Here is a 20,068-nt window from a genome sequence, read left to right on the forward strand (position 1 = left end):
CACTGTGCCGTCGTACGCCTCCGGAGCGGCCGGCCTGTTGCCGTCGCCCTTGAGGCCCAGGTGTGCACAAGGAACATTCCTTGTGCCCCCACCGCCCTTCGGCACGTCACGAGAGCATCAGTCCGCGAGCCGGTCAGCGCCGGACTTGCTATGGATCGTCAGCCATCCGAAACGATATGAGGACCGACCTGCCGGACTTCGGGTGGTGTAGCTGTGGTCAAGGCGGATACTCACCTCAACAGTCACGGACCAGCAATGCGGCACTGGTTGCTTGCTGCTGCCTTGTCGTCCTGGAGAAGTCGTCTCAGCTCGGCTTCGCCTAGGGCAGTGGACTTCGACACAATCTGATGGTCGGCGGCAGGCAGGTTGCCGGCCCCGAGACCTGCGGTCGTGATGACTGGGTGAAGCGTGCCCAGCCTTTCCTGGGCGAGGGTTGCTGCGAGCGGCGCCCCGCCCATCCCGCTCGCGAGGAGATTGCTTCGTGTCTGGGGTGGATGCTCACCTCCTGCATAACCAGGAGGAGTGAGTGGCGTGTTCAGAGGTGCGCGGTGGCTGGTAGGCGTCCCAGGATCGACAGGGGGCGGAATGCCTCGGCGCGGGTCGTGCCGATGCGGGCGCCCCACAGGGCGCTGAGGTTGTCGGCCATGGGGCCGAAGTGTTCGGTGATGGGCTGGGAGCGGTGTTGGGCGAGTGCGGCCGTCTTCTGCTCGTACGTTGTGGTGATGTCGATGATCACTGGAGCGTGGAGTGGTCCGTTGAGGGTGAGGGAGTTGTAGGTGTCGCAGGTGTAGAGCCTGCGGGGTGTTCCGGTGGCGATGTGGGCGTCGGGGAGTGCAGTCAGGACGGCTTCGGCGGTCGCGCGGTGGTCGGGGTGGACGTCGTCCAGGGGGTGGGTGAGGAGGACGTCGGGTCGGTGGCGGTGGATCAGGTCGGCGATCGTCGCGGCGTCCAGGCACGGGTGGAGTTCGATGTCGATGCCGAGGATGCGGGCGCCGGCTCGGGCTTCCGCGTCGCGCTGGGGATCGTGTGAGCGGACGGCGCCGGTGACCGGGGCGTGCTGGGTGTGGAGGGCGAGGGTGCCTCCGGCCCATAGTTCGAGGTCGTCGGGGTGGGCCATGACGGCTATGACGGGGCCGGGCACGGTCACCACATCCCCAGTTTCTCGATGACGTCGGCGGGTTTGGGGAGGGCGGGGCTCGCCTGGCCGGTGGGCTGCCAGGTGATGGGGATGTCGTGGCGCATGCGGCTGAGGTCGCGCCAGCGCAGTACGTCCGTCCACGCGGACTCGATCGCGGCGCCCTTGGTACCGGTCAGACGGCCGCTGGGGCGCAGGTTGTCGAGGGCGAGGCCGTCGGAGAGCAGTTCGGCGGCGGTTTTGGCGCCGATGCCTTTGACGCCGGGCAGGTTGTCGGACTTGTCGCCGGTCAGGGCGCGGTAGTCGGGCCACTGGCCGGGGGTGACGCCGTAGCGGTTGAGGACCTCGGTGTCGGTGATGATGCGCTTCGACGCCTTGCGGGAGCGGTTGATGATCCGGACGCGTTCGCCGTCGAGGAGCTGGTAGTAGTCCTGGTCGGCGCTCATGATGCGGATCGTGCGGTCGGGGTGACGGTGGACGAGGGTGCCCACGACGTCGTCCGCCTCGGCGTCGTCGATCTCCACCCAGGCGATCCCGTACGCGTCGAGAGCGTCCTTCAGTGGCGCGAGGAACTGGAGCGGTTCGAGGGCGGCCGGGGTGCTCTCCCGGTTCGCCTTGTAGTCGGCGTCCGCGTCCTTGCGTTCGGCGCTGCCGTGCTCGCCGTCGAGGACCACGCAGACCTCGGCGGGGTCGGTGTCCAGGTCGTCCCGCAGGGTCACCCGCAGGAGGGCGAAGAACGCGAACAGTCCGGTCAGGTTGCGCTGTTTGTCCCGTGAGTAGATCGGCGCGGGGAATCCGAAGTGGCCGCGCCACAGCACGTTGAAGCCGTCGACGAGGAACAGCGGGGCGACAGGGGAGGACGACGGGGCTACAGCACCCATCACGACACCGCCTTCAAGAAGAGATCAGCGATTCGGTCGGGCCTGTAGTCCTGAACCAGGTGGTACATGGCCTGTGAAGTTCGACCGTAGGCTAGCGGATCGGCGAGGAGGTCCCCGGCAGCCCGCAGGAGCGTGTCGGCACCTTGTCGGGGGTCTCCCTCCAGTCGCCGCGCGTCGGGGAAAGCCCCTTTGAGCGCGGGCAGGTTGCCGACCGGATAGCTGATGACGGGTACACCCGTGCTCATGGCCTCCAGCGCGACCAGACCGAAGGTCTCCCGCAGGGACGGGACGATCACGGCGGAGGCCGCGCCGAGCCAGTCCGGTACCGCGCGCCAGGCCAGTGGCCGCTCCAGGAGGGTGATGTTCGGGGAGGCGTCGGCGAGGTCCCGGCACCGGGCGAGGAGCGCGGCCTGGGAGCCGGCGGTCTCCTCGAACCCGGCGTGCGCGACACGTACTTCCAGCCTGTACGTCCAGTCGGCGGCGGCCTTCAGGAGTGGGACGAGCCCCTTCTCATGGCCGAGGCGGGAGAGTATCCGGACGGGGGCGAACTGGCGCCGCCGGACGCGCTCTTCGTCCGGCGGCGCGGACGGCGGGTACAGGAGCGCGTTGGGCACCACTCGCCAGGCGTCGGTCGGCCGGCCCTCGGCGCATACGACCGGGGACGGGACGATCACCGTGTCGGCGCGGTCCAGAGCGATGGCAGCGTCCTGTGGTGCGGGCGGAACGTGCACGGCCAGCACGCGGCGTACGCCGTCGGGCAGGGGGCCGGGCAGGCGTCCCAGGCCCCACAGGGCGTCGGTGAAGACGACGGTGTCGGCACGGTGTCGGGTGATGATCTCGCGCAGCTGGGCCTGGAGTTTGTCCTCGGCCTGCCCGATCGCCTTGCGCAGACCCTGGTCGTCGCACGGGAAGGAGATGGGCAGGTCGATGGGTTCGACGGCCACGCCGTCGAGCGCGGGGCCCGGCGGTTGCTGTGCGGCGGTGACGATGGCGACCCGGTGTCCGTTCGCGGCGAGCCCTGCGGCGAGGGCGGCGGTAGCGCGCTCGATCCCGGCGGGCGCGTCCATCCGCCAGGACACGAGGACGAAGACGATGCCGCGGGAAGCGGTGGATGCGTCGGTCACGGTGTCTTGATCCTCTCGGGCGGGAGGAGCGGGCGGACGGGGACTTCGGGAGGTGTCTCCCAGGGGAAGACGACCCAGTCGTCGACGTCCCAGGCCCACCGGTCGGGGCGCAGGGGACTGCCCACGTTGCGGCACAGCGCCAGGGTCTCCACCTGGGTGTCCGGCGCGAGACGGGCGGTCAGGGCGGCGGTGACCGCGGTGAACGTGGCGCCGGTGCCGCAGATGTCGTCGACCAGGAGGAGCCGGCCGCCCAGTGCCTCGGGGAAGTCACCGGGGACGGCCACCTCCACCGTTCCGGTGGCCTGGGCGTACAGGTCGTCGGAGATGTTGTGCCGGGCGGTGACCCGGCACCCAGGTGAACCGAGTCGCGCGGCGATCCGTTCGGCGGGTTCCGTGCCGCCGCCTGCGATCCCGATCACCGCCGTGACCGGGCCGGAGCGTGCGACGGCGGAGGCGAGGAGGTCCACGGCCGCCTCGTACACCGGCCGGTTGAGGACGTACGGGTGGTGGTGGCGGAAGATCCGCTGCGGGGCGGTGATCATGTCCGGGCCTCCTGCGGGAGCGGCAGGCGCAGGTCGGCGGCGGTCAGCAGGGGGCGGGTCGGCTGGATGCCGGTGGCGCCGTGCACGTTGCGGTACACCTGCCCGTCGGCGCGTACGACGGTGAATCCGTCGGCGAGTTCGCGGGTCCGCAGCCGTATCCGTGTCCCGGGCGGCACCTGTACCAGGCCGACGTGGTGCCGGGCGTCGGCGTCGCTGGCCATCTCGGTCTTCGCGAGGTGGGCGCCGTCGCCGATCGGCAGCATCTGGAGGAAGGTCACGCCGATGGCTCCGAGGTCGGCGGCGAGGTCGACGACGGACTGGGCGCGGCGGACGGTGGAGCGCATGAGGACGGCCTGGAGTTGCACCGGCAGTCCCGCGGCTACGGCGGCGCGGGCGCCGGACGCGGCCCTCTCGAAGCTGCCCGCGCCGCGCCAGCGGTCGTGGGAGGCGGCGTCGGGGCCGTCGAAGCTGATGCGGACCGCGTCCAGGACGGGCGCGAGTTCTGTCGCGCGGCGTTCCAGATGCCAGCCGTTGGTCGTGCAGCTGACCGTGGACGGACCGTTCCTGAGGACCTCCAGGAGGTGGGGGAGGTCGCGCAGGAGCAGCGGCTCTCCGCCGGAGATGTCGTTGCCGAGGGTTCCGCAGTCGGCGAGGATCCCGGCGATCCGGCGGCGGTCCGGGGCGTCCGCTTCGGTGAGGGTCTTGTCGTCGAGGCACTGCGGGCAGGCCAGGTTGCAGCGGACGACGGGGGACCAGCAGATGTTCAGGGGAAGGCGGGTGCGGACCTGGCGCTGGGCGATGAGGGGCCAGGCCGCCACCTCGGTGTCGTCCAGGAGCAGCCGTCCGGAGGGCAGGCGGCGGGCGGGGGTGTGGGTGAGGCCGGTTGCGGGGTCGTGCACCAGGGAGGTGCTGCCGAGCACGGCGCAGGAGAAGGTTCGTACGGTCATGCGGTGATCACCTCGGCATCGGTGAGGAGCTGCTTGGTGCGGGAGTCGAAGAGGTCGGCGCGGCCCGAGGGGGCGGGGGCGTCGAGGAGCATCTGGTAGTAGCTCAGGGTGTCGCGCCAGGCGGCGAGTTTCGTCCGCCACTGGGCGTCGGCGTCGGGAGGGTCCAGGTGGAAGCCGACGCACTGGCGCAGCGGGACGACCAGACAGCCTGCCGCGATCAGGACGGCGCCGAGGTGGGTGTCCTCCATGCCCCACCCGATCCGTCCGAAGGCGGGATCGAATCCGCCGACGTCGACGACCTTCGTTCGGGGGACGGCCAGCAGTGCGGTGACCACCGTGCGTGGCAGGTCCCAGTCCAGGTATATGGCGCCGTGGCCGAGGGCCTGGAAGTCGTCGGTGTCGTCGAGGGGGCTGCCGGTGGTCGGGCCGTCGAGGACGACGCCGGTGTACAACTGCTTGCCGCCGTCGCTGCGCCAGGTGACCCGATGGTCGGCCGTCAAGTCCGTTTGTCTGTCCGGAAGTTGGGCGCTTCCGTCGATGCCGGGAGTGTAGGGGACGTTGTGCCGGAAACCCACCAGGATCGTGTCCGGGCGGAAACGGGCCGCGAGGTCGGCGAGGACGTGCGGGGGGATGACCATGTCGGCGTCGAGGTAGACGACGGTGTCGGCGTGGGCGAGCGCGGTGCCGGCGTTGCGTGCGCTTGCCGCGCCGGCCGGTTCGCGCAGGCGGACGAGGGTGTCGACGGCCGGGTGGGCCTCGGCGATGGCCGCGGTCGCGTCGGTGGAGGCGTCGTCCACCACGATGATCTCGACGGACCCCTGGGTGTCCTGTGAGGCGAGGGCGTCGAGGACCGGGCGCAGCGAGTGCGCGGTGTTGCGGGCGGGCACGACCACCGACAGGGCACGGCCCGCGGCGAGGGCGGCGGGGGTGGGAGCGTGCCAGGGCAGGCCGGTGCGGGTCTCGAACTCCGTACGCAGCGCGCGGTGGTCGTTGGGGCGGCCGGCGAGGGCCTCGGCCAGGGTGAGCGTCACGGCCAGTTCCAATCGTCGAGGACGGCGGACGCCTGAGGCCAGCCGTGAGGGTCGGGAATCCAGTGCACGAGCGGGCGGTCGCGGTCGGCGAGGATGTCGGCGACCAGCACCAGGTAGAGCGGTTCGGCCACGACCAGAAGCCGCGCCGGGGCACCGAGCGCGTCCAGGCGCGGGCGCAGAAGCCGGTGGACCTCAGGGCGCAGACGGTCCGCGCGCTCGGCGGTGAGCGCCTGGTCGTAGGGCAGGAGAGGGGTGTCGGCGTCGACGAGGCCGTGCCGGGCGGACAGGAAACAGACGCGTCTGCGCAGATCCGGAAGGTGTCCGACGCGGGTCCGCAGTTGCGGGGCGATACCCCCGGCGTACAGCTCCAGCGCGGGCAGGGGGGAGCGTGTGGGCGTCTTCGTGCGGGAGCAGCCGACAAGGGCCAGAGTCGAGGGCAACGGCCGGGTCATGGTTCGCGCACCACCCGGAAGCCGATCCCCGCCGAGGCGAGTTCGGCCGGCGCCGCGTTCAGGAACGTCGACCTCGCGTACAGGGCCGGGGAGTTGTGGGAGGCGCCGCGCAGGACGAAGCCGTCGCCGAGGGTGGCGCTGCTGGTCCACTCCCAGACGTTGCCAGCCATGTCGAGCAGGCCCTGCGGCGTCGCGCCGTCCGGATAGGCGCCGACGGGCGTGGAACACCCGGGCCCTCCACGCAGGTTGGCCCGCCGGGCGGTGGGGTCCTCGTCGCCCCAGGGGTAGCGGCGACAGTTGGGGCCGGACGCCGCCCACTCCCACTCCAGCGAACGGGGCAGCCGCCCGCCCAGCTTCCGCGCGAGGTCCGCCGCCTCGCGTTGGGTCAGGCCGGTCAGTGGCCGAAGGCCGGTACGGTCGCCGAGCTGCGCCGGGGTGAGTAAGGTGCGGGTCCACTCCAGAGGGCGCACGGTGATCGGCCGTTGCCGGTCCCCGAAGCGGCACACACCGCCCGCGACCCGGACCCAGCGGATGACGCTTCCCGCCGGATCGGGATCGGACGGGGTGAAGGACTGGGACATGAGGGTCACCCGTCGATCAGGAACAGGTCCTCGGCGTGTGCCGAGGAACGGATGCGGCTCTTGCCCGGGTGAGGCACCAGGCCGACGGTGGCGAGCGCCGCCGTGAGTGCCTCGTACGCTTCGTCGGCCTCGCGGCGGCTGAAGGTGAACAGGCAGTAGTTGTCCGCGAAGCGGACCGCGGCGAAGTTCCGGACCCGGGCGTCGGCCTGGGCCAGACGCAGGTTGATGAGCATCGGGCTCAGCCCGACACCGGGCACGATCGGTTCGGGCAGGACGTCGAGCGCGGTGCGGAACCTGGCGAGGAACGTTCCGTCGTGGACGTGGCCGGCCAGCCAGCCGATCACTTCCTCCACGGTGGAGCCGGCCGAGGCCCGCTGGACGTCGACATCGACGACCCAGGTCCGCCCCTGCGTCAGATGGACGGCGGCCTGCCGCAAGGAGGTGAGCCGGTTACGGCCCCTCCTGAAGCCCGAGACCCATGGCGCGAACGCACCTACGTCCAGGACGGGTTCGACAGCCCGGCGCATCGCCCGGTGGACGACGCGGTCGCGGACCGTGGGGATCACCGTGTCGATGTGTTTGCCGGTGTAGGCGACGACGTGAGAGGCCCGCAGCGGTCCGGGCTGCCAGGTTCCGTCGCGCAGTTGCTCGCCGAGTTCCTCCAGCCGCTCACACAGTCCGGTACGAAACCCCGCCCAGCTGATCCCGTCGGCTCCCGGGGAGGAGGATCGGCGCATGCACTCACGGGCCGCGCGCTTGAGATGGATCGGCTGGATCAGGTACGGCATCAGTGAATGAGCCGCCACAGAAGGAGAGTTGGGCGCTACACTCGAAGAAGCCTGGGTGGCTGGAACGATCCCGCTCTCCTCCCACGGACCGCTTTCCCACACGCGCGGTCCCGGAGAGCCGGAACGACGGCCCCACCCAGGCGTCGTCATGTCGGCACCCGATTCCCCCGCTGACTGCGGCCCTCGACTCCGTGCCCCCTCCGGCCCCGGCGTTCCGGTGCCGTACGAGCCTTCCGCGCCGGTCACGAGGCGGCTCCCTTCAGCACGATTCCGCGGAACAGCAGGGAGAGCGGTCCGTCGGCGGTGAAACGGCCCCGTGCGACGACCGAGGTGGTGACCGCGCCCGTCGCGCGTACTCCGCGCATGCTCATGCACAGGTGTGTTCCGGTCGCGGCGACCGCGATGTCCGGGACGCCGGTGGCCTTGGAAAGGTCCTCGGCGATGCCGTTGACGATGCGTTCCTGGAGTTGGAGACGGTGGCCGTGGGCCTGGGCGATCCTGGCCAGTTTGGACAGGCCCAGGACCTGACCGGCGGGGCAGTAGGCGGCCGTGACGTCGAGCGTCATCGGCAGCAGGTGGTGCTCGCAGACCGACGACACGGTGATCCCGGAGACGATCACGACCTCCTCCCCGTCACCGCCGGCCTGTTCGTGGACGAAGAGCGTGTCCGTGCGTCCCGGGTCGTGCCCGAGGAACTCCGCCCACCAGCGGGCCGCCCTCGCCGGCGTCTCCTTCAGTCCCTCCCGGTCGGGGTCCTCTCCCAGGGCGCGCAGCAACTCCCGGTAGAGGGCGGCCACTTGTTTCTGGTCGATCACGGTCCGGGGCGGCGTGTCTTCGATGAGGAAGTCTGCCGTCGCACGGAATTGCGGTTGCGGATCAACGGCCACGCTGATCACCCCACAGGAGAACGTGCAGCCGGGTCCCGAGCCGCCACCCGCGCTCCGCGACCGGTCCCACCAAGACGCGCATCCCCTCCAGCACCGCCTCGGCGGTCGTTCCCTCGGGCATCACCGATATCGGGGCAAGCCCGTACGCCGACTCAAGATCGGCGATCTCCGGCAACTCGCCAGGCGTCCGGACGACGAACTTCCAGCGGGCCTGGCCACTGGCGGACAGGATCCGCAGAGCATCCGGCACGATGCGCCTGTCCTGCGGCATACCTTCGCCGAAGCCGGACAACTTGGGCGAGACGTTGAACCACGGCCCGGCCGCGACCAGTTCCGGCGCGGGCACGACGGTGCCGTTGGTTTCGATCTCGACTTCCCGGCCGCCCGCCCGCAGGCCCTGGACCAGCGGCAGTACGTCCGGCTGGAGGAGGGGTTCGCCCCCGGTGACGACCACGAGCTGCTCCGGCTGGGCCAGAGCCCACTCGACGAGGTGACCGGCCTCCTGCCAGGTCGACTCCCGGCGCAGGTCGAACCTGCTCGTGTCCCAGGTGTAGGGCGTGTCACAGTCGCGGCAGGAGAGGTTGCACAGCGCCAGCCGGATGAAGGACGCCGGGACTCCCGTGCTCAGCCCTTCGCCCTGAACCGTTCCCGTGAAGGTCTCCGAGACCCGCAGGCTCGGACGCCCGCGCGGTACACGCGCGTCCAGCACCGTCATTCCGGCCTCCAGAGGTATTCGCCCCACGTGCTCTCCGTCTCCGACACCCGCACCCCGACTGGGAGTCCGTCCGGGCCGGTGAAGCCCTGCTCGTACACCTGATGCGCGAGGTGCTCGGCGAGGTGCTCACAGGTCGGGTTACCGACGACCTCGTTGAGGAGACGGCCGTCGAACATGTCGGTGATGTAGTCCGCCAGGAACGACGGCACCTCGACCGGCGCAGGCCACGCAGTCCCCTGGACGGGGAGAACGACTTGGTAGGAGTGCCCGTGGAGCCGAGCGCACCGGTGCCAGGAAGGCAGCCCGTCGAGACGGTGGGAGGCGTCGAAGGTCACCGCCAGATGTGCCGGAACGGGCACGGGCCGTCCAGAGGAGACACGGACGTGCAAGAGAGCCGAGGCGGCCTCCGCGGTGAGGTGCTCCCGGGCCCAGGTCTCCAAGTACCGGGCGAGGCCGTCGTCTCCGGCGTCGGCCACGACCTCGTTGAGCAGCCGGTGATCGAGCCACGCGTCGATGTGCTCCTTCACGGGCGCCAGCTCACCGAAGTCGACGACGAACCCCGGGTCGGTCAGCTCCCGCGAGGCCAGCACGACCTCCGCGGTGAACGTCCGGCCGTCGAGACGGCCCGCCACCTCACGGGTGGCCTCGAAACGGAACGTCTTCCCGATACGCCACGAGCCGTTCACCGGCGTTCCTCCAGGGCGGCGGTCGCGTAGGAGGTGGGGTCCGCGACGCCCGCCAGGCGGAACGCCTCCCTGCGTTCCCAGCAGGTTCCGCACATCCCGCAGTGCACGTCGCCGCCCTTGTAGCACGACCACGTCCGCTCGAACGGCACCCCCAACTCCACCCCCGCCGTCACGATGTCCGCTTTCGTCGCGGTCAGGAACGGCGCCAGGATCTCGAACTCCTCTGCCAGGAAGCCCTCGTTGCCCACCCGGACGGCCCGGGTGAACTGCTCCACGAACTCCGGGCGGCAGTCCGGATACACGGCATGGTCCCCGGCGTGGGCACCGAAGGCGACGGCGTCAGCTCCGGACGCGACAGCGACTCCCGCCGCCGCGGACAGCATGATCGCGTTGCGGTTGGGGACCACCGTGACCTTCATGCCCGCGTCGCTGTAGTGCCCGTCCGGCACGGCCACGGCCGGGTCGGTCAGCGCGGACCCGGTGAGGAGACGTCCCAGCGTCGTCAGATCGACCACCTCGTGCGACGCCCCGAGCTGGTCGGCGACCAGGGCGGCGTACGCCAGCTCCTTGCGGTGGCGCTGGCCGTAGTCGAAGGACAGCAAGCTCACCCTGGCGCCCCTCGACGCCAGCAAGTACGCCACGGCGGAGCTGTCCAGCCCTCCGGAGGCGATCACGACCGCGTGACGCGGCACAGGTCCAGTCATCTCCCAAACCCTTCGAGACCTCCGGACGTTCGGCGTCCGGAGCATGTGGAGTGAGTCCGCCCGCGAAGGGGCGGCAGGACGAAAGTCGCCGTGGCGACGGGAGAAAGGCGGAGGGCGCGGAACCGGCACTCGCAGCCACCGCCTGGCACCATTCGGCCCCAGGCGGGCAGGATGAGGCGACGGTGAGGTGCACTCACTCACGTCCTCACCCAACTCCCGGAAAGGAGCGGCGCTTTGGAGAGCGGGGAACACGGCAGGTTCGCGGCGGAGCTCACTCACTGGCGCACCGCACGCGGGCTGTCGAAGCGCGGCCTCGCGGCCCGGCTCAACATCGACGCCTCGTACGTCAGCCACCTCGAAGCCGGCCGCGAACGCGGCAGCGCCACTCTCGCGCGCAGCGCCGACGCCGAACTCGACGCGGGCGGGGCCCTGTGGCGGGCCTGGCAGAGCAACGGTGACTCCCCGGCGCCGGCCGCCGAGCCGTCCGAGTCCGCCGCCGGGGCCGGGCTGGTGGTCCTGGAGGACGAGGCGGAGCTCTCCTTCGACGGCAGCGACTACCACCTGCGGATGCGACGGCTGATGCGTAACGACGGGACCGAGCCCGTCACCCGCTACCTCGTCCGCATCGCCGTGGACCGTCACCCCGACGACCCCGAGCGGTCCAACACCCTGTACCGGCGCTCCCCGCTCACCTGGGAGGAACTCGCTCTCGAAGCCCGGTGCGGCGGCGAGCCCATGGGATGGACCGTCAAACACGACCGGGACGCGGTCAAGGAACTGTGGATCGAGTTCCGCAATCCGACCCGCCGCTTCCCCCTCTACCCCGGCCAGAGCGCGGAGATCACCTACTCCTACCGGGTAGGTGCGGACAAGTGGGGCCGCTGGTTCCAGCGAGCCGTCCGCCTCCCCACCCACCGCCTGTCCGTACAGCTCGCCTTCCCGACCGGAAGCGAACCGGAGGTCTGGGGAACCGAGACCTCCCTCAGCGCCGACGCCGTACCCCTGCGCACCCCGCCCCGGCGAACCGAACAGGACGACCGGACGGTGTTCACGTGGACCACCATGGACCCGCCCCTGCACGCCCGCTTCCGCCTCGAATGGCTCCTCAAGGCCGGCCCCGACACGAAAGAGACCGCTCCTGTGAACAGCCTCTCCGCGAGCCAGGCCATGGCCACCGCCGGCATCGTCCAGGACGGCGAACCCGTCCTGGACCGCCCCGCCCGTCCCTTCGACCTTCCCGCCGAGGCGGACGAGGCCCAGCGCGTCGTCGGTGAACTCCTCGCCGCGATCAGTCGGGTACGCAGGCTGCACACGTTCGGCAAGGGGATGGGGATCGCGGCGCCGCAGCTCGGCATCGACCGCCGCGCCGCCGTCGTCCTGCCCCCGGAACCCGGAGCCGAACCTGTGGTCCTGATCAACGCCGGCATCGAGGAGGTCTCCGCCGAACAGGACACCCAGTACGAGGGATGCCTGTCCTTCTTCGACGTACGGGGCCTGGTTCCCCGGTCGCTGGACATCGTCGTCGCCCACGCCGACCTGGACGGAGCCCCGAGGCTCTCCCGGTTCTCCCACGGAATGGCCCGGCTCGTCGCCCATGAGGTCGACCATCTCGACGGTGTCCTCTACCGGGAGCGGATGACGCCCGGCGTTTCCCCGATCCCGGTGGAGGAGTACCGGGGTACGGGCTCGCGGTGGACGTACGGCTGATTCGGAGAGACCCACGTGATCCGACGCGGCGTGACCACCGTCGGTCGGCATGGCTTCGACGGAGTTGACGTGTCGGCTGTGGTGGTGGCTTTGTCACTCTGAACGGGGCCCACCATGCTGCTCTGATTTGAGTCCAGTTGCCTCGTCGGCAGGAGCCGTTGTGCTGCGTTGAATTGGACCCGGTGTCACTCTGATTTGGACCCACCCGGGTCCGATTCGTTCCTTTCGGTTGTCGTGCTCGCCGACGGGGTGTCCATGGTCTGCTGCGGGATACGGCTGCGAGCGTGCTTGAGGCGATACGACTCGGTGCCGGTCTCGATGATCGTGGCTCGGAAGGTGAGCCGGTCGACGATCGCCGCGCACAACCGTGGATCGGTGAAGGTCCGTGCCCAGCCGCTGAAGTTCTCGTTCGAAGCGATCGCAACGCTGTTCTTCTCTTCGCGTTCGGTCAGCACCTGGAAGAGCAACTCGGCGCCACGGCGGTCGAGTTCGAGGTAGCCGAACTCGTCGATGCAAAGGAGATCGACGCGTCCGTAGCGGGCGATCGTTTTCGTCAGCATCTTCTCGTCGGCTGCTTCGACGAGTTCGTTGACCAGCTTGGCGGCCGAGCAGTAGCGCACCCGGAAGCCCTGCTGGGTGGCGGCCGAGCCAAGGGCGATCAGCAGGTGGCTCTTGCCCGTGCCCGAGTCGCCGATCAAGCAGAGGGGCTCCCCGCGGCGGATCCATTCACACTCGGCGAGGGTGGCGATGACAGCTTGGCTGACAGCGGGGTTGGCATCGAAGTCGAAGTCGACCAGCCACTTGGGGCGAGGAAAGCCGGCGGTGCGCAGGCGGGTCTCGCTGCGGCGCCGTTCACGGACCTCGCACTCGCTCATCAGCAACTCGGCGAGGAATGCACGGTGGCTGAGGTGAGCGCGGGCCGCAGCGGCGAGCTGGTCTTGGTAGGTGGCGCGGATCGTGGACAGGTGCAGGACCTTGCAGGCGGCCTCGACGGCGGCGTCGGCGGCCTGGTCGGTGAGCGCGCGCTGGGTGCGGGCCATCGTGGGTCACGGCTCCTCGCGCTGCCGGTGTTGCAGCAGCTGGTCGTAAGCGGACAGGCTGGGGGCGGGGCGGGTGTCAGAGGGCAGGTCGGGGCGGCGGCGCCGTCGCTCGGGCACCGGCCGGTCGGCGCCGTCGAGGGTGCCGGGAGCGGTGACGGTGGGGCTGCGGCCGTGGAACGCGGCGGCTTTGCGTGACTCCAGGGCGATCAGGTCGGGATCGGTGCTGTCCAGGGCGAGTGCGGCACGGATCCCGGCGAGCACATCGGTGCGGTCCATACGGCGGTGCAGCAGCAGGACTTCGACGAGGGTGCGGGTGCCCTCGTCGTCACCGAGGGCGATACGGGCCTTTTCCCACAGCTGTTCGTGCTCACGGGTGAAGACGCCCTGGCGGCGGGCCTGGGCGAGGGCGTCGGCGCGTTGGAGGGCGCCGGGCTTGCCGAGCAGGATCTCCAGGTAGTGGTCGAGGACCAGCGAGCGGCCACCGCTTCCGGACAGCCGCAGGTGGCGGGCGACCTCGGCGCGGCCCTGGTAGATGACCAGGTCCAGGCCGCCGGCCATGACGCGTACGCGGGCACCGATCAGACGGGCGGGAACCGAGTAACGGTTGGTGCGCACTGTGACGGTGGCGTATCGGTCCACGCGCGCCTCCAGCGGATGGCGGACGTCGAAGGCGTCCTCGGGCAGCGGCGCGAGCATCGGCGCCTCCAGCGCGAAGTCCTCGCCGACAGTGTGCTCGCGCGAGCCGATCCGGCGCCGCAGTTCTCTCTCCTCCCACCGGGGGATCAACGCGTTCAGCTCGGCCAGATCCGCCACAACAGGCACAGGGACGAGGTAGTTGCGCCGGAAATACCCCACTTCACCTTCGACGCCGCCTTTCTCGTGTGCGCCGCGCAGTCCCGGCTCGCAGTACCAGGGACGGAAACCGTAGTGCTCGTGAAAGGCCCGCCAGCGAGGATTCTCGACGCGGCCCCGGCCCGGTCGCAGGACGCGTTCGACCGCGGCGGTCAGGTTGTCGTAGCGCACCTGGCCCGTCGGGACGCCGCCCAGGACGCGCAGGGCGTGCACGTGACCGTCCAGGAATGCCTCTTGTGCGCAGGTGGGGTAGATCCGGTGCACCGCCCGGCCGCTGAAACTCAGCCGGAAGACGAACAGGTGACAGCGGGTCAACTCGCGTCGCCCCCCGCTCAGATCGACCCATAATTCACCGAAGTCGACCTCGGCATCCTCGCCCGGACGCCGGGAGCGATCGAGGAATCCGTGACGGGCGCTCTGTTCCTGCTGTCGCTCCAGATGCAGTTCGGGACGACGGCGGTAGATATAGGAGCGGACCGCACCGTAGGTGGCTTTGCAGCCGTGTTCCTCGGCGAGCCGGTCGGTGATCCGGCGGGCCGTGTGCCGTTGCTTGACCGGGGCGTTCATATCCGCCCGCAACCAGGCATCGATCAGCTCGTGGTACGGACCGAGCGTCGGCGATGTCCGCACCGGACGCTTCCTCGGCGGGGGCACCGGGGAAGCAAGGGCCTGGCGCACGATCCGCCGACTCACCCGGTGCCGCTTCGCAAGCGCCCGGATCGACAGCCCTTCCTCACGTGAATCACGGCGGATCCTCGCAAAGACCGGTTCCTTCCACGACTCCACGGGTCCCCCTCCTCGGCCGGGCGGAACACGGCATGTCTTCCCGCGCAAGAGGGTGGATGGGTCCAATTCACGCTGACACAACCCCTGTTCACTCCCACGCGACCCCAGACGTGGGCTCAAATCAGAGCAGCATGGTGGGCCCCGTTCAGAGTGACAAAGCCAGTGGTGGTCCGGGGGCATGTCGTCGTGCTCTCAGCGGGGTGTGGTGGCGGGCATGGTGGTGTGCTCGTTGTGGGTCATGGGCGGCGTCCGGTCGTGGGGTGTTGTGCGACGCGGATGCCGGGTGGTGTGCGGGAGGGGGTGAGGAGGCCGGCGTGGATGAGGGGGGTGAGGGCGTGGTGGACCAGGTTGGCGGAGGCGCCGAAGGTATGGCCGAGGTCCCGGTAGGACGGCAGGAGGTCGCCGACGGGGTAGAAGCCGACGGCGATGCGGTGGCGTACGGTGCGCTGGACGTACTGGGTCTGGGTTTCCCGGTGTCCTCGGGCGGGCCGTTCCAGGGGGCGCAGGACGTGGGTGCCGGTGTGGGTGGGGGTGTCGGTGAGGTGGGTGCGGGCGAGACCTCGGAACGCGGCGGTCACCACGGGGACCGGGGCTTTGTAGCCGGTCTGTATGTCGTCGTAGGTGAGTGGTGTGCCGGGCGGGAGCTGCCCGTTGGTGATCGCGTCGTGTAAGCCCCGGAAGACGCGTCCCGCCTGGCCCGCCTGTGCCAGGTCGAGGTTCAGGCCGCGGAAGTCGTCGGGCAGGAGGTCGGTCATCTTGGGTGGTCCTGACGGGGTGGTGTGGAAGGGGAGTCGAGGGTTCAGGGAGCGGGGATCTCGGCGTCGAGGACGACGGGGAGGTGGTCGGAGGCGGTGCGGGTCTGGGGGGTGTCGTGGGTGCGGTAGGTGTGGGCGGTGAGGTGGTGGACCAGGGCGTGGTCGAGGCGCATGGGGGTGGGTTCGTTGGCGTAGTAGTGGCCGACGGTTCCGGTGCGTGGCCGGCGGGTGAGGGTTTCGGGGTCCTGCCAGCCGGCGGCGAGCAGGACGCCGTAGGCGCGGGTGTCGGCGTCCCCGAACGTGCCGTCGTCGCGGACCAGGCGGTAGCGGGACTGGAGGTTGTTGGGGACGTCGTCCCAGTCGATGACGTCGTCGGGGTGGGGGGTGTTGAGGTCGCCCATGAGAAGGCCGTGGTCGGGGGTGCCGGGGAAGGGGCCGGCGTAGTCGGTCATCCAGCGGGCCTCGGCGAGTCGGGTGGCGCCGTCGGTCCAGCTGAGGTGGGTCGCGAGGACGTTGAGGTCGGCGCTGCCGTCGGACGGGGCGTCGTGGGGCCGCAGATGGGCTCTGATCAGGGCGTGGTGGAAGACCTGGGTGCCGCGCAGTTGGGCGTCGAGGAGGGCGAACCGGCGGGGGTTGTGCAGGAGCATGGTGTGGTTGCGGCCGTTGCCGACCCGGGAGCACGCCATCTCGGTGATGCTCAGGCCGAGTTCGGCGGCGACGGTGTCGGCCCGGCCGTCCTTGTCCCAGCGGGTGCATTCCTGGAGCGCGAGGATGTCCGGGTGCAGTCGGGCGAGGATGCCGATCTGGTCGTCGAAGCGTTGCTCGACGTCCTGGTTCAGGCCGCTGTCGATACCGCCGTTGAACAGGTTCCAGCTCACCGCACGGAATCGGAAACCGGCGCCGTCGGGTTCGGCCGGCGGCGAGGCGGGAGCGGTGGCGTGTATGCGGGTGGCCATCGTGCGGGGGTCCATCGGTGGTTACTCCGGCGGTTGTTGGTGGTTCGTGTGGATGCGGGGGCGTTCAGGGGTGGGTGGGAGCCGGGTGCGGGTGAGGGGTCCGAGGGCCTTCTCCAGGGGCCAGCGCCACGCGACGTAGCGGGCGCGGAGGGTGGAGTAGCTGACCTGGCACCGTGGGTCGCGGGCCCACGCGGCGAGGGTCAGCTCTTTGCCGAAGGCACGATGGCGCTCGTACCGGCCGGCTGTGCGGCGGCCGGCCGGAGTGAGGACCTGGCGCGGGCTGAGGTCCGTGAGGTCGGGGCAGACGAACGTGATGCCCTGGCGCGGGATCAGGATCTGCTGGCTCACGAGGCTTCGGCAGGCGACCTGCACGGTGGTCGCGGACACACCGAATTCCTCACCCAGGACGAGCGCGGAGGGGAACACGCTGGAGGGCCGGTACATGCCGGAGTGGAGGCGTTGGCGGAGTTCGGTCTCGATGTGCCGGTAGTGGGGTGTCGAGGAGATCGTGTCCGGCGGCCAGGGCTCGTCGGTGGTGACGCGGTGGCCCGCGCAGGGCCGGGTCTCGATCGCGCCGGCGGTGCGCAGTGCCCGCAGGGCGGGGGCCAGCACCGTCACGACGAGGTACTGGTCGAGGGTGAACTCGGCGGCGAGCTGGGGCCAGGTGAAGTGGTGTCCGGGAGGCCAGTGGCCGTCGGCGATCCGGCCGGCGAGCAGGAGCGTCAGCTCCGAGGCCCGGTCGTGGACGGTCCCGGACTGAAGAGGGGTGGGGTGCATGGGTCTCCGCTGGGAAGGACGCCCGCCGCGACGGGACAGGAGGAGGCGAGGGGTGCTCAGGCCGGGACCGGGACGCGGGCGACCCCGCCGTGTATCGCGGTCGGCTGCGGCACGGTGCCGGGGTCGGGGCGCCACTGCGACACGGGACCGATGCCGGGGGCCACAGGCTGCAAGTCGGCGTAGAACAGCGTGAGTTGGTCGAGGGTGCGGAGGGTGTAGGGGGTGGTGCCGGTGTTGTTGTGGTCGTGCTGGGCGCGGGCGAGGTCGGGGCTGGTGTCGGCGGCGTCGTGGTGCACGAGGTAGCTGCCGGGGGGCAGGGCGCCGGTGAGCTGGCGCAGGATCGCGAGGGCCTGGGGGTCGTCGGGGATGTGGCCGAGGACGCCCAGGAGCAGCAGCGCGATGGGCCGGCCGAAGTCGAGGACCGTGCGGGCGGCGCCGAGGATCGCGTCCGGGGTGCGGAGGTCGGCGTCGATGCAGGTGATGGCGCCTTCGGCGGTGCCGGGGCACAGGGCGCGCAGGTGAGTGGTGACGTGGGGGTCGTGGTCGGCGTAGACGATGCGGGCGTGCGGGGCGAGGTGCTGGGCGACGGCGTGGGTGCTGGTGGGGGTGGGCAGGCCGGGGCCGATGTCGAGGAACTGGGTGATGCCCAGCCCGGCGAGGTGGGTGAGCGCGCGGACGTGGAAGGCGGACGCGTCGCTGACCATGCCGATGATCTGCGGCGCGGTGCGCTGGTAGGCATCGGCGGCGGCGCGGTCGATCTCGTACCAGTCCTTGCCGCCGCTCCAGTAGTTCCAGACGCGGGCGGAGGAGGGGACGGCGCTGTTGATGAGCATGGGCGGTCCGGTCGGCGAGGCAGGAACGGCGAGTTGGGGTCGGGGCGGAAGTTCGCCGGGACGGCCGGCGGGTGTGGTGCGGGCGGCGAGGAGGGTGCGGGCGGTCTCCCGGCTGCCGGGGGTGGCCCAGGTGCCGCTGGAGCCGGCGGTGGTGAGCAGGCCCTCGGCCGTCAGCAGCCCGACGGCCGTGCGTACGACGTGGACGGACTCGGGCAGCAGGACGGCGAGGGCTTTCCGCGAGGGCAGGCGCCCGCCCACGTAGCTGTCGTCGGCGATCCGGGAGAGGAGCGTCCAGCGCACCGCGTCGGCGCGGGCCCGGTGGGCACCCGGCAGGTGCCAGTGCTCGACACGCCCGTCGACAGTGACCTCGGCGACCAGGCCCCGCACGGTGCGGGGGCCCAGGACGACGGTGCCGCGGTACGTGGGCAGCAGCAGGCGTTCGGCCGCGAGCCGGGGGATTGCCCGGCGGACGGCCCAGCAGCGGGTGCCCAGCTCGGCGGCGAGCTTCTCGGGCGCCGGCAGGACACTGCCGGCGGGATAGGCGCCGTCGGCGATCTTCCCGCGCAGCGCGGCCAGGGTGTAGTCGCCCCAGGTGTCGTGGCCGTCCGGGACGTCCGGCGTGCGGCGTCGTCCGCTGTGCGGGCGCGGGATGTCCTCCAGGGTGAGGACGAGCTGGACGACACGGCGGGAGTAGCCGGAACGGACCTGGATGCGGCCGATCGTCCCGCCGGCGCGGTAGGCGCCTGCGATCGCGGTCCTCACCCGGGGGTCGGCCACCTGGGCGGCGATACCGCTGGGCCGGACGGCCGGCAGGCCCTTCAGGTGCTGGTGCCACGAGGGCCCGGACGGCGGCGGTGGGGCCGGGGCTGCCGGGCGGGGGGTCGCAGTTGCGGTGATCATCTTCTCTCGCCGGTGTTGGGTTGGCGGTGGGGTGGACGCGGGTCGCGGAACGCCTCGCGGGATGTGCCCGGCGGCGGGGCGTCGCCCGGACCAGGACGTGCGCAGGGCGGAGTGTCTGGTGGCCGGGGTGCCGTCGGCGGGCCGGACGGGGCGTTGTCACAGCCGCAGGACGGTTCCCTTGCGGGAGGAAGGGCCTCCTGCCGGGGAGTCCTGGGCGGCGCCCGTCCCGCCGTCGTCCGCACCCGGTGCGGGTTCGGCGTACAGCCGGGCGAGGGCCTTGTGGAGTTTGCCGTTGACTTCCTCGGTGAGGTCTTCGCCGTCTGCGGTGACCATGCGGACCGGATCGATGAGTGCCGGTTGCGCGCTCTCCTGGCCGTTGCGCCGAAGAGGCTCGAACAGCAGGTGCACGGTGGCCTTCACGGAGGTGAGAACCAGGACGTATCTGTTGCGGGCGTCGCGGCCCGTGGAGAGGGCGATGCCGGGTCTGCCGGCCAACCGTCGGCGGGCGATGGCCAGGTTCTCCCGGATGACGGTGGGGAGAGCGTCCTCACCGCACGGGACGATCTCGGGGAGGGCGAACGTTCCGTCGCTGTTCAGTCTCTCGCTCAGCGCGTCGTACTTGCCCCAGACGTCCGGGCACTTGTGGCGTGTCCCGTCGAGCAGCAGACGGCGGCCGGACTGCTTCCATCCTCGGCTGCCGTGCTGATAGACGGCCTCGACCCGCAGGGCGCCGGATATGTGGCTGACACGGATGAGGGCCGGCGACTCGTGCTCGACGAGAGGGGGGCTCCCGGTGCGCCGGGCCATGGCGTCGGCCTCGCACCGCACGGGAACGGGAAGGGACTTCGTCCCGGATCGCAGGTCGGGAACGGTGGGCATGAACGTCCTTCGTGTGTCCGGTGGGAGAGAGCCGCCGGTTCGGCAGGCTCCCGGAGAGATGAAGCCCCTTTATGCCTCCGGACCGCCGACTGCCCGGTGACATAAAGGGA

The 20,068-nt window shown here is 70.9% G+C and carries 21 protein-coding genes; 1 reads left to right on the forward strand and 20 read right to left on the reverse strand.

Going from position 1 to position 20,068, the window contains the following annotated elements; genetic code table 11:
- Window positions 1-535: 535 nt before the first annotated feature.
- The 13 genes from ABZX85_RS39245 to queC all read right to left on the reverse strand — a co-directional run bounded on the left by ABZX85_RS39245 (window position 536) and on the right by queC (window position 10,473).
- Complete coding sequence (locus ABZX85_RS39245; protein WP_355880187.1) at window positions 536-1,150, reverse strand: PIG-L family deacetylase; 615 nt, start codon at window positions 1,148-1,150, stop codon at window positions 536-538.
- On the reverse strand, window positions 1,144-2,016 hold the full coding sequence (locus ABZX85_RS39250) for a 5'-3' exonuclease H3TH domain-containing protein (protein ID WP_355880190.1): 873 nt from the start codon (window positions 2,014-2,016) through the stop codon (window positions 1,144-1,146). Before ABZX85_RS39250 ends, ABZX85_RS39245 begins: the two co-directional genes overlap by 7 nt.
- Window positions 2,016-3,140 carry a glycosyltransferase family 4 protein gene (locus tag ABZX85_RS39255; protein WP_355880193.1) on the reverse strand — a complete coding sequence of 375 codons (1,125 nt, stop codon included), beginning with the start codon at window positions 3,138-3,140 and terminating at the stop codon, window positions 2,016-2,018. The genes ABZX85_RS39250 and ABZX85_RS39255 overlap by 1 nt, the downstream gene beginning before the upstream one ends.
- The gene (locus tag ABZX85_RS39260; protein ID WP_355880196.1) at window positions 3,137-3,682 is read right to left on the reverse strand and encodes a phosphoribosyltransferase family protein; all 546 of its coding nucleotides are present in this window, start codon (window positions 3,680-3,682) and stop codon (window positions 3,137-3,139) included. Before ABZX85_RS39260 ends, ABZX85_RS39255 begins: the two co-directional genes overlap by 4 nt.
- On the reverse strand, window positions 3,679-4,629 hold the full coding sequence (locus tag ABZX85_RS39265; protein WP_355880199.1) for a radical SAM protein: 951 nt from the start codon (window positions 4,627-4,629) through the stop codon (window positions 3,679-3,681). The genes ABZX85_RS39260 and ABZX85_RS39265 overlap by 4 nt, the downstream gene beginning before the upstream one ends.
- Window positions 4,626-5,660 carry a glycosyltransferase family 2 protein gene (locus ABZX85_RS39270; RefSeq protein ID WP_355880202.1) on the reverse strand — a complete coding sequence of 345 codons (1,035 nt, stop codon included), beginning with the start codon at window positions 5,658-5,660 and terminating at the stop codon, window positions 4,626-4,628. The genes ABZX85_RS39265 and ABZX85_RS39270 overlap by 4 nt, the downstream gene beginning before the upstream one ends.
- Window positions 5,657-6,112, reverse strand: coding sequence for a DUF6884 domain-containing protein (locus tag ABZX85_RS39275; protein WP_355880205.1), 456 nt, complete (start codon window positions 6,110-6,112; stop codon window positions 5,657-5,659). Before ABZX85_RS39275 ends, ABZX85_RS39270 begins: the two co-directional genes overlap by 4 nt.
- Window positions 6,109-6,693 (reverse strand): formylglycine-generating enzyme family protein, encoded by a 585-nt coding sequence (locus tag ABZX85_RS39280; RefSeq protein ID WP_355880207.1) that lies wholly within the window; start codon window positions 6,691-6,693, stop codon window positions 6,109-6,111. The genes ABZX85_RS39275 and ABZX85_RS39280 overlap by 4 nt, the downstream gene beginning before the upstream one ends.
- A 5-nt stretch (window positions 6,694-6,698) precedes the next feature.
- Window positions 6,699-7,481, reverse strand: a complete 783-nt coding sequence (locus ABZX85_RS39285) for a reverse transcriptase domain-containing protein (RefSeq protein WP_355880210.1) — start codon at window positions 7,479-7,481, stop codon at window positions 6,699-6,701.
- A 242-nt stretch (window positions 7,482-7,723) separates the two neighbouring features.
- Complete coding sequence (folE, locus tag ABZX85_RS39290) at window positions 7,724-8,368, reverse strand: GTP cyclohydrolase I FolE (RefSeq protein ID WP_355880212.1); 645 nt, start codon at window positions 8,366-8,368, stop codon at window positions 7,724-7,726.
- A complete protein-coding gene (locus tag ABZX85_RS39295; protein WP_355880215.1) occupies window positions 8,358-9,110 on the reverse strand; it encodes a 7-carboxy-7-deazaguanine synthase QueE in 753 nt (250 codons plus the stop codon). The genes folE and ABZX85_RS39295 overlap by 11 nt, the downstream gene beginning before the upstream one ends.
- Entirely contained in the window at window positions 9,080-9,769 is a 690-nt protein-coding gene (locus ABZX85_RS39300; protein ID WP_355880218.1) for a 6-carboxytetrahydropterin synthase, read from the reverse strand. The genes ABZX85_RS39295 and ABZX85_RS39300 overlap by 31 nt, the downstream gene beginning before the upstream one ends.
- Window positions 9,766-10,473, reverse strand: coding sequence for a 7-cyano-7-deazaguanine synthase QueC (queC, locus tag ABZX85_RS39305; RefSeq protein WP_355880220.1), 708 nt, complete (start codon window positions 10,471-10,473; stop codon window positions 9,766-9,768). Before queC ends, ABZX85_RS39300 begins: the two co-directional genes overlap by 4 nt.
- A gap of 234 nt (window positions 10,474-10,707) precedes the next feature.
- On the opposite strand from queC, the gene ABZX85_RS39310 reads away from it, so the two are divergent.
- Window positions 10,708-12,180, forward strand: coding sequence for a peptide deformylase (locus ABZX85_RS39310; RefSeq protein ID WP_355880223.1), 1,473 nt, complete (start codon window positions 10,708-10,710; stop codon window positions 12,178-12,180).
- Between the two features lie 185 nt (window positions 12,181-12,365).
- Here ABZX85_RS39310 and istB read toward each other — a convergent pair whose 3' ends face one another.
- From istB to ABZX85_RS39345, 7 genes are all read right to left on the reverse strand, one after another.
- Window positions 12,366-13,220, reverse strand: a complete 855-nt coding sequence (gene istB / locus ABZX85_RS39315; RefSeq protein WP_355880226.1) for an IS21-like element helper ATPase IstB — start codon at window positions 13,218-13,220, stop codon at window positions 12,366-12,368.
- Window positions 13,221-13,226: 6 nt separating this feature from the next.
- Window positions 13,227-14,858: an IS21 family transposase gene (istA, locus tag ABZX85_RS39320; protein WP_355880229.1), complete on the reverse strand. Its 1,632-nt coding sequence runs from the start codon at window positions 14,856-14,858 to the stop codon at window positions 13,227-13,229.
- 236 nt (window positions 14,859-15,094) lie between these two features.
- Window positions 15,095-15,613 (reverse strand): GntR family transcriptional regulator, encoded by a 519-nt coding sequence (locus ABZX85_RS39325; RefSeq protein WP_355880232.1) that lies wholly within the window; start codon window positions 15,611-15,613, stop codon window positions 15,095-15,097.
- 44 nt (window positions 15,614-15,657) lie between these two features.
- Window positions 15,658-16,569 carry an endonuclease/exonuclease/phosphatase family protein gene (locus ABZX85_RS39330; protein WP_355880235.1) on the reverse strand — a complete coding sequence of 304 codons (912 nt, stop codon included), beginning with the start codon at window positions 16,567-16,569 and terminating at the stop codon, window positions 15,658-15,660.
- Window positions 16,570-16,590: 21 nt separating this feature from the next.
- Window positions 16,591-17,346, reverse strand: coding sequence for a GntR family transcriptional regulator (locus ABZX85_RS39335; protein WP_355880238.1), 756 nt, complete (start codon window positions 17,344-17,346; stop codon window positions 16,591-16,593).
- 56 nt (window positions 17,347-17,402) lie between these two features.
- Window positions 17,403-19,079: an SAM-dependent methyltransferase gene (locus ABZX85_RS39340; RefSeq protein WP_355880241.1), complete on the reverse strand. Its 1,677-nt coding sequence runs from the start codon at window positions 19,077-19,079 to the stop codon at window positions 17,403-17,405.
- A 156-nt stretch (window positions 19,080-19,235) separates the two neighbouring features.
- On the reverse strand, window positions 19,236-19,958 hold the full coding sequence (locus ABZX85_RS39345; RefSeq protein WP_355880244.1) for a hypothetical protein: 723 nt from the start codon (window positions 19,956-19,958) through the stop codon (window positions 19,236-19,238).
- Window positions 19,959-20,068 lie beyond the last annotated feature (110 nt).

It is taken from the genome of Streptomyces sp. NPDC004539, assembly GCF_040610055.1.
GTDB lineage: Bacteria > Actinomycetota > Actinomycetes > Streptomycetales > Streptomycetaceae > Streptomyces.

Excerpts from the sequence above, each read along its gene's own strand:
- ABZX85_RS39340 (WP_355880241.1), bottom strand. The coding sequence starts at position 19,079 with ATGATCACCGCAACTGCGACCCCCCGCCCGGCAGCCCCGGCCCCACCG.
- ABZX85_RS39260 (WP_355880196.1), bottom strand. The coding sequence starts at position 3,682 with ATGATCACCGCCCCGCAGCGGATCTTCCGCCACCACCACCCGTACGTC.
- ABZX85_RS39325 (WP_355880232.1), bottom strand. The coding sequence starts at position 15,613 with ATGACCGACCTCCTGCCCGACGACTTCCGCGGCCTGAACCTCGACCTG.
- ABZX85_RS39330 (WP_355880235.1), bottom strand. The coding sequence starts at position 16,569 with ATGGCCACCCGCATACACGCCACCGCTCCCGCCTCGCCGCCGGCCGAA.
- queC (WP_355880220.1), bottom strand. The coding sequence starts at position 10,473 with ATGACTGGACCTGTGCCGCGTCACGCGGTCGTGATCGCCTCCGGAGGG.
- ABZX85_RS39265 (WP_355880199.1), bottom strand. The coding sequence starts at position 4,629 with ATGACCGTACGAACCTTCTCCTGCGCCGTGCTCGGCAGCACCTCCCTG.
- ABZX85_RS39335 (WP_355880238.1), bottom strand. The coding sequence starts at position 17,346 with ATGCACCCCACCCCTCTTCAGTCCGGGACCGTCCACGACCGGGCCTCG.
- ABZX85_RS39250 (WP_355880190.1), bottom strand. The coding sequence starts at position 2,016 with ATGGGTGCTGTAGCCCCGTCGTCCTCCCCTGTCGCCCCGCTGTTCCTC.
- ABZX85_RS39285 (WP_355880210.1), bottom strand. The coding sequence starts at position 7,481 with ATGCCGTACCTGATCCAGCCGATCCATCTCAAGCGCGCGGCCCGTGAG.
- ABZX85_RS39345 (WP_355880244.1), bottom strand. The coding sequence starts at position 19,958 with ATGCCCACCGTTCCCGACCTGCGATCCGGGACGAAGTCCCTTCCCGTT.
- ABZX85_RS39275 (WP_355880205.1), bottom strand. The coding sequence starts at position 6,112 with ATGACCCGGCCGTTGCCCTCGACTCTGGCCCTTGTCGGCTGCTCCCGC.
- istB (WP_355880226.1), bottom strand. The coding sequence starts at position 13,220 with ATGGCCCGCACCCAGCGCGCGCTCACCGACCAGGCCGCCGACGCCGCC.
- ABZX85_RS39280 (WP_355880207.1), bottom strand. The coding sequence starts at position 6,693 with ATGTCCCAGTCCTTCACCCCGTCCGATCCCGATCCGGCGGGAAGCGTC.